Origin of the sequence: Herbaspirillum huttiense, assembly GCF_004367745.1 — a bacterium.
In the GTDB taxonomy this organism is placed as follows: Bacteria; Pseudomonadota; Gammaproteobacteria; order Burkholderiales; family Burkholderiaceae_D; genus Herbaspirillum; species Herbaspirillum huttiense.
Genome location: NZ_CP037993.1, coordinates 1,688,517 through 1,703,535, shown reverse-complemented (window position 1 = coordinate 1,703,535; position 15,019 = coordinate 1,688,517). Strand labels below are relative to the sequence as shown.

The 15,019-nt window shown below is 60.1% G+C and carries 15 protein-coding genes; 9 read left to right on the top strand and 6 right to left on the bottom strand.

Annotation, left to right across the window (positions count from 1 at the left end):
- The first annotated feature begins 156 nt into the window (after positions 1-156).
- The 8 genes from E2K99_RS07540 (at position 157) to E2K99_RS07505 (ending at position 8,913) form a co-directional block, all read left to right on the top strand.
- The gene (locus tag E2K99_RS07540; protein ID WP_134221839.1) at positions 157-2,268 is read left to right on the top strand and encodes a TonB-dependent siderophore receptor; all 2,112 of its coding nucleotides are present in this window, start codon (positions 157-159) and stop codon (positions 2,266-2,268) included.
- Positions 2,269-2,343: 75 nt separating this feature from the next.
- On the top strand, positions 2,344-2,898 hold the full coding sequence (gene mchS3, locus E2K99_RS07535; RefSeq protein WP_240733870.1) for an MchS3 family protein: 555 nt from the start codon (positions 2,344-2,346) through the stop codon (positions 2,896-2,898).
- Positions 2,899-3,396: 498 nt separating this feature from the next.
- Positions 3,397-4,584 carry an acyl-CoA dehydrogenase family protein gene (locus E2K99_RS07530; protein ID WP_134221838.1) on the top strand — a complete coding sequence of 396 codons (1,188 nt, stop codon included), beginning with the start codon at positions 3,397-3,399 and terminating at the stop codon, positions 4,582-4,584.
- Positions 4,585-4,722: 138 nt separating this feature from the next.
- Positions 4,723-5,682, top strand: a complete 960-nt coding sequence (locus E2K99_RS07525) for an ABC transporter substrate-binding protein (protein WP_121038542.1) — start codon at positions 4,723-4,725, stop codon at positions 5,680-5,682.
- Positions 5,683-5,685: 3 nt separating this feature from the next.
- Positions 5,686-6,483: an ABC transporter ATP-binding protein gene (locus tag E2K99_RS07520; RefSeq protein ID WP_134221837.1), complete on the top strand. Its 798-nt coding sequence runs from the start codon at positions 5,686-5,688 to the stop codon at positions 6,481-6,483.
- Positions 6,480-7,298 carry an ABC transporter permease gene (locus E2K99_RS07515; protein ID WP_034331325.1) on the top strand — a complete coding sequence of 273 codons (819 nt, stop codon included), beginning with the start codon at positions 6,480-6,482 and terminating at the stop codon, positions 7,296-7,298. The genes E2K99_RS07520 and E2K99_RS07515 overlap by 4 nt, the downstream gene beginning before the upstream one ends.
- A 114-nt stretch (positions 7,299-7,412) precedes the next feature.
- Positions 7,413-7,973: a nuclear transport factor 2 family protein gene (locus tag E2K99_RS07510; protein ID WP_134221836.1), complete on the top strand. Its 561-nt coding sequence runs from the start codon at positions 7,413-7,415 to the stop codon at positions 7,971-7,973.
- Positions 7,974-8,100: 127 nt separating this feature from the next.
- Positions 8,101-8,913, top strand: a complete 813-nt coding sequence (locus E2K99_RS07505) for an alpha/beta fold hydrolase (protein ID WP_134221835.1) — start codon at positions 8,101-8,103, stop codon at positions 8,911-8,913.
- A gap of 3 nt (positions 8,914-8,916) precedes the next feature.
- On the opposite strand, the gene E2K99_RS07500 is transcribed toward E2K99_RS07505, so the two are convergent.
- Together E2K99_RS07500 and E2K99_RS07495 are read right to left on the bottom strand one after the other, a co-directional pair.
- The gene (locus tag E2K99_RS07500) at positions 8,917-9,240 is read right to left on the bottom strand and encodes an antibiotic biosynthesis monooxygenase family protein (RefSeq protein ID WP_034331328.1); all 324 of its coding nucleotides are present in this window, start codon (positions 9,238-9,240) and stop codon (positions 8,917-8,919) included.
- Positions 9,241-9,265: 25 nt separating this feature from the next.
- Positions 9,266-10,192 carry a LysR family transcriptional regulator gene (locus E2K99_RS07495; protein WP_039788013.1) on the bottom strand — a complete coding sequence of 309 codons (927 nt, stop codon included), beginning with the start codon at positions 10,190-10,192 and terminating at the stop codon, positions 9,266-9,268.
- 204 nt (positions 10,193-10,396) lie between these two features.
- On the opposite strand from E2K99_RS07495, the gene E2K99_RS07490 reads away from it, so the two are divergent.
- Positions 10,397-10,897 carry a flavin reductase gene (locus tag E2K99_RS07490; protein WP_039787776.1) on the top strand — a complete coding sequence of 167 codons (501 nt, stop codon included), beginning with the start codon at positions 10,397-10,399 and terminating at the stop codon, positions 10,895-10,897.
- A gap of 589 nt (positions 10,898-11,486) precedes the next feature.
- Here E2K99_RS07490 and E2K99_RS07485 read toward each other — a convergent pair.
- From E2K99_RS07485 to E2K99_RS07470, 4 genes are all read right to left on the bottom strand, one after another.
- Positions 11,487-13,046, bottom strand: coding sequence for a methyl-accepting chemotaxis protein (locus E2K99_RS07485; RefSeq protein ID WP_134221834.1), 1,560 nt, complete (start codon positions 13,044-13,046; stop codon positions 11,487-11,489).
- 200 nt (positions 13,047-13,246) lie between these two features.
- Complete coding sequence (locus E2K99_RS07480; RefSeq protein ID WP_134221833.1) at positions 13,247-13,792, bottom strand: hypothetical protein; 546 nt, start codon at positions 13,790-13,792, stop codon at positions 13,247-13,249.
- 146 nt (positions 13,793-13,938) lie between these two features.
- Positions 13,939-14,250 carry a hypothetical protein gene (locus tag E2K99_RS07475; RefSeq protein ID WP_134221832.1) on the bottom strand — a complete coding sequence of 104 codons (312 nt, stop codon included), beginning with the start codon at positions 14,248-14,250 and terminating at the stop codon, positions 13,939-13,941.
- Between the two features lie 95 nt (positions 14,251-14,345).
- Positions 14,346-14,801, bottom strand: a complete 456-nt coding sequence (locus E2K99_RS07470) for a hypothetical protein (RefSeq protein ID WP_134221831.1) — start codon at positions 14,799-14,801, stop codon at positions 14,346-14,348.
- Positions 14,802-15,019: the final 218 nt, after the last annotated feature.

Genomic DNA, 15,019 nt, shown 5'->3' with positions numbered 1-15,019 from the left:
CGTTCAAGGTCTGAAGCCCGGCTCCTGATTGATGCAACGCGCCAAACACCCTGTAGGCGCGCAAGGCGACAAGATGCAAACGATCAGTAAATATTTGTTGCCAAGCACAAGAATGCGATATCATGAATAGTAATTATTCTCATTATTATCTGATTCATGCCCTCGCTCTCCCCCGGCGCTCTCGCCGTCCTGCTCGCCTTTTCCGTATTGCCCGCTTCTTCCGTCCTGGCGCAGACTGCCAGTACGGACAACAGTGCGGCATCAACCCAATTGCCCACCGTCGATGTGGTCGCCGATGGCGTCAACGACACCAGGTTCAAGGCCACCCAAAGCCAGGTCAACAAATCCAATACGCCGCTGTCGCAAACCCCGCAATCGGTGTCGGTGGTCACGCGCTCCATGCTGGACAGCCAGCAGGCCGTCTCACTGGCCGATGCGCTGGAGAACGTACCCGGCGTGGTGGCGCAGCAATATGGCCGGCGCGGCTGGGATGACCTGATCATCCGTGGCCAGGTCGCTTCCGATTCGCTGTATCTGGATGGCCTGCGCACCACCGCCAGCTCGCGCGTGGCCGAGCAGCTGTTCGGACTGCAGCAGGTGGAAGTGCTCAAGGGACCGGGCTCGCTGCTGTATGGCCTGGTGCTGCCGGGCGGGCTGGTCAATATGGTCAGCAAGCGTCCGCAAGGCAATGACTTCGCCAACGTCGACGTGACCGTAGGCAGCCACGACTTCTACCAGACCACCGTGGACATGAACAAATCGCTGTCGGAAAACGGCAAGCAGGCTTTCCGCATCAACGGTCTCATTTCCAATTCGAACGACGCCACTGACAATGTGTGGTTCAAGAACCGCTACATCGCGCCCTCGCTGTCGCTGGACCTGGGTGCGCGTACCGACTTCACCATCCTGACCAGCTATCAGGAACGCAGCTACGTGCGCCAGCAAGGTCTGCCGCTGTCGGGCTCGATCAACAGCAACGTCAACGGCGCACTGCCGCGCAGCCTGTTCATCGGCGAGCCGGGCGCGCGTCCGTATGCCGCCAATGAAACCCGCGTCGGCTATGCGCTGACGCACCGCTTCGATGACGGCTGGACGCTCAACAACAACGTGCGTTACCAGCAGTTCGAGATGAGCGGGCAACTGGTGGCCAACAACGTCCTGTCGAGCACCGGCCGCAGCCTCACGCGCACCGGTACCGACCAGACCTATGAAGGCCAGACCTTCAGCATCGATACCAATGTCCAGCGCAGCTTCAACACCGGCTTCGGCAAGCACGAGATCACGCTGGGCACGGACTATCTCAATTCGCGTGAAGACACGCTCTCCTACACCTGCACGGTGGCGGCGCTCAACGTCTACAACCCGGTGTATGGTGCGCGACTGAATTGCCCGACCACACCCAATACCTATACCTCAACCAGCATCCGCGATACCGGCTTGTATGCACGCGACAACATCCGTTTCGGCGAACGCTGGCAATTGCTGACCGGCCTGCGCTACGACAACGTCTCGACCTACTCGACCAATCTGCGCACCGGCGCGCATACCGACACTCCGGCCAGCGCCACGACCGGCTCGGCTGCATTGATGTATGAGTTGCTGCGTGGTGTACGTCCCTACATCAGTTACGCGACCTCGTTCTATCCGAACAGCGGCACCGATGTGAGCGGCGGCACCTTCAAGCCCGAGACCGGCAAGCAATGGGAAGCCGGCGTGAAGTTCGACCTCGACGAAGGCCGCACCAGTCTCAACGTAGCCGTGTTCGACCTGCGCCGCCGCAACGTGCTGGTGAGCGATCCCAACAACACCGGCTTCAACATTGCCGTGGGTGAACAGCGTTCGCAGGGCGGCGAGATCAGCGTGACCTCCGACTTGCGCAATGGCCTGAGCCTCAACGCGGGCTACTCCTATACGGCGGCCATCGTGACCGACGACGGCGGCCAGCGCAGCACCACCGTGGGCCAGTGGCTGGACAACGTCCCGCGCCACAACTTCACCACCAGCGCCCGCTATCGCTTCAAGGGCCAGCTGGCCGGATGGGAGTGGAACGGCGGCGTGCACGGCCAGAGCATGATGCGTACCAACGGCTATACCCTGCCGGGCTACGTGCTGGCCGATACCGGCGTGGCCTACAACGCCGAACGCTGGCGCGCTGCGCTCAACGTCAAGAACATCTTCAATACGCACTACTACGCGGGCGGTCTGGCGCGTGCAGTGGCCTTGGGGGATGACCGGACCATCTTGCTGACGCTGGGGTATCGTTACTGATCTCCTGTCCCGCCTTCTCGTGATTCAAGATCGGCCGCTTTCATGCGGCCGATTTTTTTATCCAAATGATTCGACATGCGCCGCTTCATTCACCGCATGGACAGCAAAGAGCACATCACGGCCTGCTTGTTGAGGCATCATGCCGATTCCCTTCCACCCTGGCCCGGAGAAACCCTCATGAAACCGAAGAGATGCTTGCAGCTGTCACGATCACTGATGATGTCCGGATTGCTGATGCTTGCACCTCCCTACATCCATGCCACGGAGAGCGCAGCGGATGACCTCACCCTCCTGCGCCAGACACCCACCTTCGCCCTCGGCCAGGTCGGTTTCATCGGCCACATCAGTGAAAGCGAACAACGCTATCGCCGCTTGCTGCAATCCCCGGCCGCGCTGGAGCTCTTCTCACGGCTGATCGACGATGGCTCTGCCACCAAAGAAGCGCGGCTCTACGCGGCGTGTGCCCTGCACAAGCTGAACGCGGCGCATTTTGTGCAACTCACGAACGGACTGCGCAAGGAAGGCGGTCATGTCTCTGTCCTGCGTACGGACATCCTCCAACGTGAATCCATACAAGATCAATTGCAGAACATCGCGCAGCACGGCTGTGCCGATGCGCATTGGCGTTAGGCGTTACGCCGCACCGGCACATTGAATCAACACGCAATAGAAAAAAGAAGACATCCCCTCACCGCAAGGACTGCAGGGAAAGAAGAAGAGAAAAAGCAAAAGAAAAGTGGCGGACTCCCGAAGAAGTCCGCCCGAAATGAAGGCCAGAAGGAGCCTGTGACGAAACTGAACAGTGTTTACTTTCAATCTCGGCCCCCATGGTAGTCAGTCCCTTCCACTGCAGGCAAATCCGCACCGCCGATTAGCCGCATCAATACTGCAAATACTTCTCCAAGCAGGGCATCCAGGCTCTCGCGTTTGGTGCAGGATCGCGCCAAACGCCCTCCCCGTGCGGGTTTCGCGCATCATGCGGGTGCACCATGCACAAGCCTGCGTGCCATCCCGGAGCAGCCTAATCATTATTACTAATATTCATTCGGCCAATTCCTAAATAGAATTTGACCCTGATTTGACCCAGGACGACACTCAGCTACCTCCTTTCAACCAAAGTGGTGTGCCATGAATTCGATCACGCTCGATGTTTATCCCGTCCAGAAAAAAATCGTCACCGCTGCCCCACCGCATGCGGACTCTCCCGAAATGGATACGCTCATTGCGGAAGTGACCGCACGCCGCGACGAGTTCGACCAGCTCGGCCACGTGCCGCGCGACATCGTGGCCACCATGAAGAAGGCCGGCATCTTCCGCAGCGGCACGCCGCGCAAGTTCGGTGGCGAAGCCCTGGCCCCGGCGCCCTTCCTGGCCATGGTCGAACGCATCTCCAAGGCCGATGGCTCGGCCGGCTGGGTGGCCGCCTTCGGTTCGGCCAACACCTATCTCGCCGCCCTGCCCATCGAAACGCAGCGCAAGATCTACGCAAGCGGCCCGGACCAGGTCTATGCCGGCGGCCTCTATCCGCTGCAGGAAGCCAAGGCCGTCCCCGGTGGATGGGAAATCACCGGACGCTGGCACTTCGCCAGCGGCTGCAAGGGCGCAGACTGGATCGGCGTGGGCATCAAGGACAGCAGCGGCCCCGACGACGGCACACCCAAGCCCGCGCTCATGGCCGTGATGCCGGCTTCTGAAATCGAGATCATCGACAACTGGAACGTGGTCGGCATGCAAGGGACCGGCAGCCACGATACCCGTCTCAAGGACAAGTTCGTGGCCCATGAATGGACCTGTGCCCGGGGCGCGGCCGGCCTCATCGATGAGCCGCTGTATCGCTATCCGGCTCTGGCCTACCAGGCTGAAGTGCACGCCGCCGTCAACATCGGCCTGGCGCGCGCCGCGCTGGACATCGTCACCGACATGGCCGGTGGCGCCAAGATCATGCCGGGTGCGCTGCGCCTGGCCGACCGCGCGTACTACAAGATCAAGCTCGGCGTCTCCGAAGCCAAGTGGCGCAGCGCCCGCATGTTCTTCTACGACGCCTGCGAACAAGCCTGGGAGCAAATCGTGGCCGGCAATCCCGTCACCGAAGAGATCGACATGATGCTCAAGCTCTCGGCCACCTATGCCGCACGGGTCTCGATGGAAGTCGTCAACGACGCCTACCAGGCCGCCGGCATGGCCGCCATCCAGCGCACCCATCGCCTGCAGCGCATCGTGCGCGATGCGATGGTGGTCACGCAGCACGCGGCGCTGTCGGAGTTGAACTACGAAAGCGCTGGCGCGCTTTTTGCAAAGCTGGGGATCAAGCGCTGATGCGCCTCCCCTCCTGAACAATTGCCTGCGCTCATGCCTGCGCTGCAGGCGCAAGCGCTCCCCGTGTTTTGCCTTTGTTACTGCCGTGCCTGCCATCTCCACTGGCGTTTCACCAACTTTACAAAGAGGACCCAGCCCGTGACCCACTCCACCGTTTCGCCACAACGCCGCAAGCTGCTGCTCGGCGCCGCCTCCATGCTCGCTGCAGGCGCTGCGCCTGCCCTGCCAGCCCTGGCCCAGGGCGCGCCCGTCATCATCGGCGTCGGCGCTGATCCCGTCTTCACGGCCTTCTACGTCGCCGCCAACGAAAAACTGTTCGCCAAATACGGCGCCCCCAACGTCACCGTGCAGTCCTATACCGATGGCGGCGAAGCGCTCAACGCGCTGGTGGCCAACCAGGTGCAGCTGGGCTGTGCCGGCGAACCCACGCACATCGTGCGCCTCTCGCGCGCCGAACTGCGTCCGCTGGCCGTGACCTATCAGTCCAAGACCTACGTCAAGCTGGTGGCCCGCAAGGCCATCACCTCGGCCGACAAGATCAAGAAGTTCGGCATCGTCGCCGGCTCGGTCTCGGAATACGTCACCGGCCTGACCCTGAAGACCCTCAACATCGATGCCGCCAAGGTCGAGATGGTGCGCTCCGGTCCGCCGGAACTGCCGGCCCTGCTGGCCCGTGGCGACATCGATGCCTACTTCGTCTGGGAACCGTGGCCCACGCTGGGCGTGCAACAAGGCGGCCACATCCTCATGACCGCCGGCGACGTCGGCTACACCAGCACCCTGTGGCTGTCGGCCAATGCCAACTGGCTGGCCGCCAACAAGGAAGTGGCCGGCAACATCCTCAAGGCCCTGGCCGAAGCCTCCGAGATCACCCGCAAGGATCCGCCGCGCGCGGCGCAATCGGTGCAGGCCATCACCCGCATCCCGGTGCCGCAGACGCTCAATTCCCTCAAGGACATGGAACCGATCGTGCGCGACTTCACCGACACCGATCTCAAGACCGCCAATGCCATCGGCGAATTCCTGCTGTCGAAACAGGCCATCAAGGCACCGGTGGACATGAGCAAGATCCTGCAACGCGGTTTCTACAAGGGGTAAGCCATGGGACATGGATCTTCAGTTTCCATCAAGCGCGTCGGCCTGACCATCGGCAAGAACGAGATCATGGCGGGCATCGACCTCGATATCCGCGCAGGAGAATTCATCTGCCTGCTGGGCCCCTCCGGCTGCGGCAAGTCCACCCTGCTCAATGCGATTGCGGGCTTCCAGGAGGTGGCCGGCGAGATCAGCGTGGCCGGCAAGCGCGTCAAGGGACCGGGGCTGGATCGCGGCGTCGTGTTCCAGTCGTCCGAGGCGCTGTTCCCGTGGCTGTCGGTGCGCGAGAACGTCGAGTACGGTCTCAAGCTGCGCGGCATCCCGGCCGCTGAACGCCGCTCCGCCGCCGAACGCTATGTCTCGCTGGTCGGCCTGAAGCACGCCATCGACAAGTTCCCGGCCGAGCTCTCCGGCGGCATGCGCCAGCGTGCGCAGATTGCCCGGGTGCTGGTCAATGAACCCTCGGTGGTGCTGATGGACGAGCCCTTCGGCGCCCTCGATGCGCAGACCCGCGAGGTGCTGCAAAGCGAGCTGGACCGCATCTGGAAAAGCACCGGCTGTACCATCGTCTTCGTCACCCACGACATCTGGGAAGCCATCCTCCTGGCCGACCGCGTGGTCACCATGACGGCAGGTCCGCGTGCCCACATCAAGACCATCGAAGAAGTCGACCTGCCGCATCCGCGCGATCCGGCCGACCCGGCCTGCATGGCACTGTATGCCCGCATCCGCGACGACATCGGTGCAGAAGTCACGCGCGTGCTGCGCGCACAAGGTTTGATTGAAGAGGAATCCGTACAATGACCCAGCTCACACAGACAGCCTCCCCGACGGCACAAGAGTCGGCCATGCCATCCAGCCTGGGTCGTCGCATGAAAGCAGCCCGTCCGTTCCTGATCTCGGTGGTCGCCATCGTCGGCGGCCTGGTGTTGTGGCAACTGGTCTCGATGACCACCTCGCCGCTGTTCCTGCCCTCGGTCTCGATGACCTGGGCCGCCGCACTGGAACTGATCAGTGACGGCACCCTGCAGCAGTCGGTGCTGGCCTCCTCCGGACGCATCCTGGCCGGCTGGGGTGCGGGCGTAGCCATCGGCGTGCCGCTGGGCATCTTCATGGGCCGCTTTGACCTGGTGCGGCAATTGCTCGATCCCTACATCGAGTTCTTCCGCTTCATTCCACCAATCGCCTTCGTCACCCTCGCCGTGATCTGGCTTGGCCCGGGCGAACTGTCGAAGATCGCGCTGATCTTCTACACCACGGTCTTCATCGTCACGCTCAACACCATCGCCGGCGTGCAGGCGGTGAACCCGCTGCGCCTGCGTGCAGCGGCCTCGCTGGGTGCCGGGCAATGGAAGATCCTGACCACCGTGATCCTGCCCTCGACCGTGCCCTTCATGGTCACCGGCGCCCGCATCGCGATGGGCAACTCCTTCCTGACGGTGGTCTCGGCGGAAATCGTCTCGGCCCGCGAAGGCCTCGGTGCCCTGATCTGGACGGCGCGCAATTTCAGCCGGACCGAGTGGGTGTTCGTGGGCATCATCGCGCTGGGCCTGCTGGGCTACCTGTTCGACCGCGTGCTGCGCATCGCCACCCGCAAGCTGCTGGCGCGCTACCTGTAAGCCCCAAGCCCCTCCTGGCGGCGATGCACTGATCGCCGCTGCCAACCCTGCGCTTGTATGCAGGGTTGGCTTTTCCCATCCATACAAGATCAAGATCACGAGAGACCACGCACCATGACCGACTTCACCCAGGAAATCCAGCAACTCAAACGCCGCCTCGACATCCTCGAAGCCGAGGCCGACATCCGCCGCATCCAGGCACGCTACATGTTCCTGTGCGACACGCCCTGCCCCGAGCCGGTGGCTGATGACGCCGAACGCATCGAGAAGATCCTCGACCTCTATGCCGAGGACGCCATCTGGGAAGGCGTCGGTTCCTACTACGAAGGGCAGTTCGGCCAGGCTGTCGGCAAGGAAGCGATCCGCAAGCACTTCCAGGCTTTCTGGGGCCAGAAGAAGGATCCGGAACTGCTCCTGAACGTGCACTACCTGACCTCGGAACAGATCCACGTCAATGCCGACTGCACGCACGCGGATGGCCAGTGGGTGCATTGCCAGCCGTGGATCTTTGGCGATGGCTCGTCGCTGCTGCGCTCCAGCCGGCTCAACAACCTGTTCAAGAAGGTCGATGGCGTGTGGAAGATCGCACGCACCCGTACCGAAAACGTGTTTGTTGCACCGCTGGCTTCCGGCTGGGCCAACAATGTGCCGACCTATTCGGTGCTGATGAAGTAAAGATGCGCTGAATTCTTCAAACGATACAAATCATTTATATCGTTTAGCGTTTCACGCTGCTGTTCGTTGTTGATGAGATGACCGGGAAGAGGCTGCGGCCTCTTCGCCTTGCCAGAGAGCCACTCTTATGTCCCAAGCCCATCCCGCCCTCGTGCGCCAGTTCATCCCCACCAGTGCCGGTCCGCTGCATGTGGCCAGCATGGGCGAAGGTTTGCCCGTACTGCTGCTGCACCAGACCCCGCGTTCCTGGGACGAATTCCGCGATGTACTGCCCCTGCTGGCGCAGCGCTACCGCCCCATCGCCATCGATACGCTCGGCTTTGGCGATTCCTGCAAGCCGCCGCCGGCGGAGCACAGCATCGAGCGCTGGGCCAGCCTGGCCTTGGAAGTGATGGACCAGCTGGACATCCGCAAGGCCGCCGTGGCCGGCCACCATACCGGGGCAGTCACGGCCATGGAAATCGCGGCGGCGGCCCCTGAGCGGGTGGCGGCGCTGGTACTGTCTTCCTGTCCCTACAACGACGCAGCACGGCGCAGCGCGCACGCGGGCAAGCGTACGGTGGACGATGTGGAGGTCCGCACCGATGGCGCGCACCTGCAGGAACTGTGGCAGCGCCGCCAGCCCTTCTATCCGGAAGGTGATACCGACCTGCTGACGCGCTTCATGGTGGATGCCCTCAAGGCCGGACCGATGGCCTCGCATGGCCATATCGTGGTCCGCAACTACCCCATGGAAGATCGCATCGGCCTGGTACGCGCACCCACGCTGGTGTTGCGGGCAGGGCGTGATCCACACGCTGCGCCCTACAGCGAACACATCGCTCAGGCCATTGCCGGCAGCCAGTGGAAGACGCTGGACGACGGCATGGTCCCCATGCCGGACCAGATGCCAGGCCCCTTTGCTGAAGCGGTGATGGATTTCCTGCAGCGCAGTTGCTGAGTCTTAATCGCGGGTAAAGGCGTAATCCCGCTCAACCTTGCAGATCCGTGTCTTGTAGGCCTCGTACCATTGCTGGCGTCCCAGACGCTGCGCCAGCTGGTGATCGAGGTCGCGTTTCCACGCGGCGATGGCCTCCAGACTCGCCCAGTAAGACACGGTGATGCCCACCTCTTCGCGCGCCGACTCCAGCCCCAGGAAACCGGGCTGGCGCGAGGCCGCCTCCACCATGGCCTCGGCCATCTCGCCATAGCCGTGATCGCCCTCAGTGCGCAGGGACGTGAAGATGACGGCGTAATAGGGAACGTCTCCGGTGACGGCAATGCTCATGATGTGACTCCAGTACGGGGAAGGATCAGGCGTTCTCGGCCTCGCGTCCGAACATCTCGATGAGCAGGCTGCGCAACCACTGGATGCCCGAGTCTGCCGAGAAACGCGTATGGGTGTAGATGCTCACCGGGATGCGCGGCATCTCCAGCGGCAGGTCCAGCAGCACGCAGGCCTCATCGACGTTATGGCGCTCGGCGATGCTGCGCGGCAGGAACAGCGCCAGGTCGGTATCGCGCACGATCTGCGGGGCCACCGTGAAATGCGGCATGCGCAGCGCGAAATCGCGCTTCACGCCGGCGTTGCGCAGCACGTCCTCGGCCAGCTGATGGCCGGTGGTATTGGTGTTGGCGTAGACGTAGCGCAGCTGCAGCAGGCTTTCCATGGTCAGCGGCTCGCTGGCCTGGGGATGGGTCTTGCGCAGCATGCAGACGTAGTCGTCATTGAGCACCAGCTGGCTCTGGCAATCCTCGGGCAGGCCCGGCAGGTAGCCGAAGGCCAGGTCGATGTCACCGTTGCGCATGGCGGCACCCAGATTTTCCATGGCCATCTGCTGGACTTCGATGGAGACGTGCGGCGCGGCGTGGGCCAGTTCTTCCATCAGCAAGGGCAGCACGTGGCTGCAGGACATGTCGGACATGACCAGGTGGAAGGTCCGCGTGGCCGTGGCCGGATCGAAGCTGGCGTGGGTATGCAGGGCCTCGTGGATGATGCCCAGGGCGCGGGAGATGGGTTCATGCAGGCGGATCGCGGTTTCGGTCGGCACCATGGCGCTGGTACTGCGCACGAAGAGCGGATCATCGAACATTTCACGCAAGCGGCGCAAGGCGTGGCTCACGGCGGGCTGGGTCAGGTGCAGGCGGTCGGCGGCGGCGGTCAGGCTGCGCAGCTCCCAGATGACGATGAAGGTCTTGAGCAGGTTCAAGTCGACTGCGCCGATATTCATTTGCTTCATGCGGAACATTCCAGACAATCATTTGACCCGTCATTTGTGCAGGGTCTATTGTTCATCCCAGGACGCAGGCTTTCATAAGCGATGCGTTCTCCCTCTCACCTGCTGATCGACATCCGCCTGACGGCGCCGCAGACGACCTTGCTGATGGCGCAAAGGATACGAAGCCTTGTGCCGGATGTCATCTCTTTTTTGGACGGACCTACCATGAAGCAAGATTTTCGCGACGCCATGGCGCGTCTCTCGGCTGCGGTCAACATCATCACCACCGATGGTCCTGCAGGACGCGCCGCCATGACGGTGAGCGCCGTCAGTTCGGTCTCCGACGACCCGGCCACGGTGCTGGTGTGCATCAACGTCAAGAGCGCTGCCCATCCTATCCTGGTGGGCAACGGACGGCTGTGCATCAACATCCTGGCCGGACATCATGAAGAGGTGGCGCGCATGATCGCCGGCATGACCGGGCTGGCTGCCGAGGAGCGCATGGCGCAGGTAGGCTGGGAGATCGGCGACTACGGCCAGCCGGTGCTGCCCGATGCGCTGGCGGTGCTGGAGGGAGATATCGTATTGCAGCAGCAGGCGGGCACGCACAGCGTGCTGTTCGTGGAGATCCGGCATATTCGCCTGGCGGCATCACAAGCTGACGGGCTGGCCTATTTTGGACGGCGGTTTCACCGGATTGCGGCGGAGGTGGCGTTGGCGGCGTGAGGGGAATGATGGCAGCCCGGTCTACCACGAAAAAAACCGCTCGGCAAACTGAGCGGTTTCATCGAAATCACGGGAAGGCAACAGCCCGACAACGCCAACTGCTGCACATGTCGGCTTTACCGGCGCAGCAAGCGCCACCGTCCGACAAGACCAACAAGAAAAAAATATATACCGATAACGAGCCAGAGCACGTCAGCCCAGCCGATACGAGGCCAATGGGGATCGTGAAAATATACACGATTCATTCCGTACATTACGTACGCGGATAACGCATACGCGCCCAACAACACGACTCCCGCCGCACCGGCCAGGATGCGTGGCACAGCGCGCATCTTTCGGCCGCCGGGATTCGTCTTCTCACTGCCATTCACAAGCGATCTCCTTCAGTGGTCTCAAATCCTGATAAACCAACACAATGGAAAGCCTGCCCGTATCGGACACCGCACGATGATGCATACACTCAACAACGCGCAATGGCGAGTGACATCTTCCGGGATGGCCCGCGCAGCAAGGGTTCCGCAGCAAATACCGGGCCTGCTCAATTTGCACAAGGTGGCGGCCCGGAGTGAGCTCGGGTCAGTCCAGTGTCTTATGTCACGCAGACAAAACGGTGAACCAAGCCCGAGAGCGTTGACGCCTGGTCACGCAAAGAGCTTGCAGAGGCCGCTGAGTGTTCAACCAACGCTGCATTTTTCTGTATGCCATCATCAATCACATTGATGGCCTGACCGATTTCGAGAATGCCGGCGCTTTGCTCGCGGATCGCGCTGCCCACCTCGCCGAGGATATCGGCTACCCGCTGCACACTTGAGACGACCTGGCTCATGGTCACGCCGGCATGCTCCACCAACTTGCTGCCACAGCTCACCGTGGCGACCGAGTCGTCAATCAAGTTTTTGATCTCTTTCGCCGCAGAGGCCGAGCGTTGTGCCAGCGAGCGGACTTCGGAAGCGACCACGGCGAATCCCCGGCCTTGCTCACCGGCCCGTGCGGCTTCCACTGCAGCATTCAATGCCAGGATATTGGTCTGGAATGCGATGCCATCAATGACACTGATGATGTCAACAATCCTGAGAGAGGATTCGTTGATCGCATTCATGGTAGAGACCACCTCGCTGACCGCTTTGCCTCCTGCACTGGCGATCCCGGAGGCCTGGAACGCCAATTGATTGACCTCTTGCACGCTGTCTGCATTTCTCTTGACCGTGTCGGTCAGATGCGCCATCGTCGATACTGTCTCTTCGATCGAGATCGCCTGCTTTTCCGTCCGACTGGAAAGATTGACGTTGCCGTCGACGATTTCACCTGATGTATGGTTGACCTGATTGGTCGTCCTCTGGATCTCGGACACGATATCTTTGATCGATGACTGCATCGCGATCAACGCATCGGACAAGGCTGAAAACTCGGAAGTGGTCTCCTCGCCGATGATCACCGTCAGATCCCCGCGGCTGATGGCCCGTGCGTTGTCTATGGCATTTTTCAGTGGTTTGGCAATCAGGTTCTTCAACATGACGGTGGCCAACGCTGCGGTAAGCATTGCAATCAGGATGACAACCGAGATACCGGCAACGATCTTGCGATTCGAACGCTCCAGCTCCGCAATCTTCAGATCGGCATGATCGCTGGCCACTCTGGCCAGGGTGGCCAGCGTGCCGAGATAGGAGCGCACCTGAGGTTCGTATTGCTGCTGGATATAGTTGTGTATCTCTTCTGCGGTGCCATTGCTTTTGACGTTGGCGATGTTGTCGGTGATCGCCACCACTTTCTTCCTGACCTCCACAGCAGTATCGAAGGCCTCTCGAATATTCCTGTCAGTGATCAATGCGGCGACTTCCTGTTGCGTGTCGCCGATGATCTTCGAGGTCTTTTGAAAATCGCTCTCAAAGCTTGCTTTGTATCCGCCCAACTCAACATTGGCGCGAACAAACGCTCTTGCCACATTCTGCTGCACCAGCAAGCTCCATCGCTCTGCGGCGCGGGCGAGTCGTACATCATGGTCGATGACAAACTTGAGTTTCTCGGTCGCATCAAAGATCTTGTAGGTACTGATAGCAGCAGCGCCTCCCAACGTCAAAGCGAGGATGGTTGCAACAAAGTAGATATACCTGTTGATGGAGATTTTCTTTGACGATGGAAAGTTTTTCATTTTCTTGAAAATGGGCCCGAAACTCACTGAAATCCCAGCCCCTCGTCCGCTTGCATTTGCCAGCAATGGCCGAAGTGCCGCTGCGACCAAGGCTGGCCGTATGCCGAAACGGCGTGGTGAGACTGGTGATATGGATTGCGCCAGGAAATGCTGTCAACCGGGCTCGTGTCTGCTGATGGCAGCCCGCCCGAAACATCTTCTTAAAGTCGTTCGCGCGACAAGGACGATTTTCTTCTCTTGGTCATCTCTACGGCCAGATTCATCAGAAATTCGACAGCCTGCCGTGCGCCGTTCAAGGAAAACCGGCTGACCTCAAACTGGCCAGATGCCAAGGGATGCGCAATCCCGACAAGGCCGCTCGATTTGGTAACGATGCCATCAAACTCATCGGGTTTTTCCAGACTGTAGTTATAGAGGGTCTGCCTGTCGGTCGCATACGCGCCCGCACAGACCATCTTGTTGACAGCCGCTCCGGTCGGAGAGTTGATCAGAGCAACGGCAGTGCTTCCCTCTTCGCAAGCTATTTTCGAGGCCTGCAACCAACTGCATGTGCCTGAGCTGATATTGCACGTCTTGATCAGGAGATCTCCTGCTGAATTTGTCGTTGCGGCATAAGGAAAACCGGAGGGCGAAATACTTACCGACCAATCGCCAAAGTCCTTCGTCTCAGCCTGTGCAGACAAACTGAACAAGGTGAGCAGCGTGAAGCTCAATGCGCCGTAAAAAAGTGATTTCAGATCATTCATCGCCAAGCTCCAATTAGTATTGATTCTGTTGTGTGTAATGGGTCATCCGACGGGCAAGAATGACGTCGCTGCGGGGGAGGTTGTTGAACATGGGTCGCCCCCATTTTTCTCCATGAAGTTTCCTGCCACAGCAGCGAAACCCATGTTCAACGCGAAGCCTTTGAAGCTTGGCCTTTCGGCGTGCAGGCGGCCGGGTTGGACATGCCCATGGTAAGCAGATTGCCGCCATTGATGATGCAACTGAATTCTTTTCTGTCGTTGGTCACGACGTTCACAAAGGTATTGGTACCGTCCGTGCGCCGCGAAATGATGGTGAGATCAGAGGGGGAATAACCCAGATTGCCGGCGGCCTGCGACTTGATCTTTTCATCGCTCAAGATGTTCGTTTTTTCGGCAATCGTGTCGCATCCGGCCACGCTGAACATCGACAGGATCATCAAGCATTTCAAAAATTTCATTTCATTCTCCGTTCATTGAAAGACGTCGTAGCGATGCGCTTGTCCGGGCAGACCTGACAAGCGCCGTAAAAATAAAACTTCCTTGCACGTGCCCGTCACATACCCATGCGGTGCAATATGCCTGTTTGCCCAAAGCCCCATCCCCGCCATCCGCAAGTTCCTTGAACGTCATAATAGAAAATGATGTCGGTTTCCTTGTCGGCCCAGAACTGAACAACGCAAACGTCCTGATAGGTCCTGGTTTCATACTGGTACACGATCGTAGGCGGATTTCTGGTTGCATCCATGTAAGAGCCAGCCAGCTCTTCTCTGGTGTACGGATTGCTTTTGATCAGACGGAACGTGACATGCTTCTGCCCATACAACTTGCTGATCTTCCACTTGTTGGTATCGATATCTATCGACCAAGGCGTACCAAACACCTGGTAAGCCTCCGCGACATCTTTTCCCATCAGCTCCTCCGCCGCATTACGTTCGGGGGCAATGGTGGCACAGCCCGACATCATCAACACCAAGCCGGCAAGCAATGCTTGCATGTAGCTACGTTTCATCCATTCACCATTCTGAAATTGTTTTTTAAAAGGCCTCCTGCAGCATCCGGGCGTCTGCGATCTTTGCAGTAGCAGCTGCTCACCTCATCTGCACCTGGATAAGCAATCGGCCCGAGTTGAGACTGCATGACATGAGCGGGAAGTCGCCGGAGCGTATCCAAGCAAGGGACGAATCCACTTCATCAACACGTCGTCACGGTGCCTGGCACTCCCAATCA

Coding starts and splice junctions, on each gene's coding strand:
- E2K99_RS07515 (WP_034331325.1), top strand. CDS start 6,480: ATGACCCAGCTCACACAGACAGCCTCCCCGACGGCACAAGAGTCGGCC.
- E2K99_RS07475 (WP_134221832.1), bottom strand. CDS start 14,250: ATGAAATTTTTGAAATGCTTGATGATCCTGTCGATGTTCAGCGTGGCC.
- E2K99_RS07500 (WP_034331328.1), bottom strand. CDS start 9,240: ATGAGCATTGCCGTCACCGGAGACGTTCCCTATTACGCCGTCATCTTC.
- E2K99_RS07495 (WP_039788013.1), bottom strand. CDS start 10,192: ATGAAGCAAATGAATATCGGCGCAGTCGACTTGAACCTGCTCAAGACC.
- E2K99_RS07480 (WP_134221833.1), bottom strand. CDS start 13,792: ATGAATGATCTGAAATCACTTTTTTACGGCGCATTGAGCTTCACGCTG.
- mchS3 (WP_240733870.1), top strand. CDS start 2,344: ATGCGCCGCTTCATTCACCGCATGGACAGCAAAGAGCACATCACGGCC.
- E2K99_RS07490 (WP_039787776.1), top strand. CDS start 10,397: ATGAAGCAAGATTTTCGCGACGCCATGGCGCGTCTCTCGGCTGCGGTC.
- E2K99_RS07530 (WP_134221838.1), top strand. CDS start 3,397: ATGAATTCGATCACGCTCGATGTTTATCCCGTCCAGAAAAAAATCGTC.
- E2K99_RS07540 (WP_134221839.1), top strand. CDS start 157: ATGCCCTCGCTCTCCCCCGGCGCTCTCGCCGTCCTGCTCGCCTTTTCC.
- E2K99_RS07510 (WP_134221836.1), top strand. CDS start 7,413: ATGACCGACTTCACCCAGGAAATCCAGCAACTCAAACGCCGCCTCGAC.
- E2K99_RS07485 (WP_134221834.1), bottom strand. CDS start 13,046: ATGAAAAACTTTCCATCGTCAAAGAAAATCTCCATCAACAGGTATATC.
- E2K99_RS07470 (WP_134221831.1), bottom strand. CDS start 14,801: ATGAAACGTAGCTACATGCAAGCATTGCTTGCCGGCTTGGTGTTGATG.
- E2K99_RS07520 (WP_134221837.1), top strand. CDS start 5,686: ATGGGACATGGATCTTCAGTTTCCATCAAGCGCGTCGGCCTGACCATC.
- E2K99_RS07505 (WP_134221835.1), top strand. CDS start 8,101: ATGTCCCAAGCCCATCCCGCCCTCGTGCGCCAGTTCATCCCCACCAGT.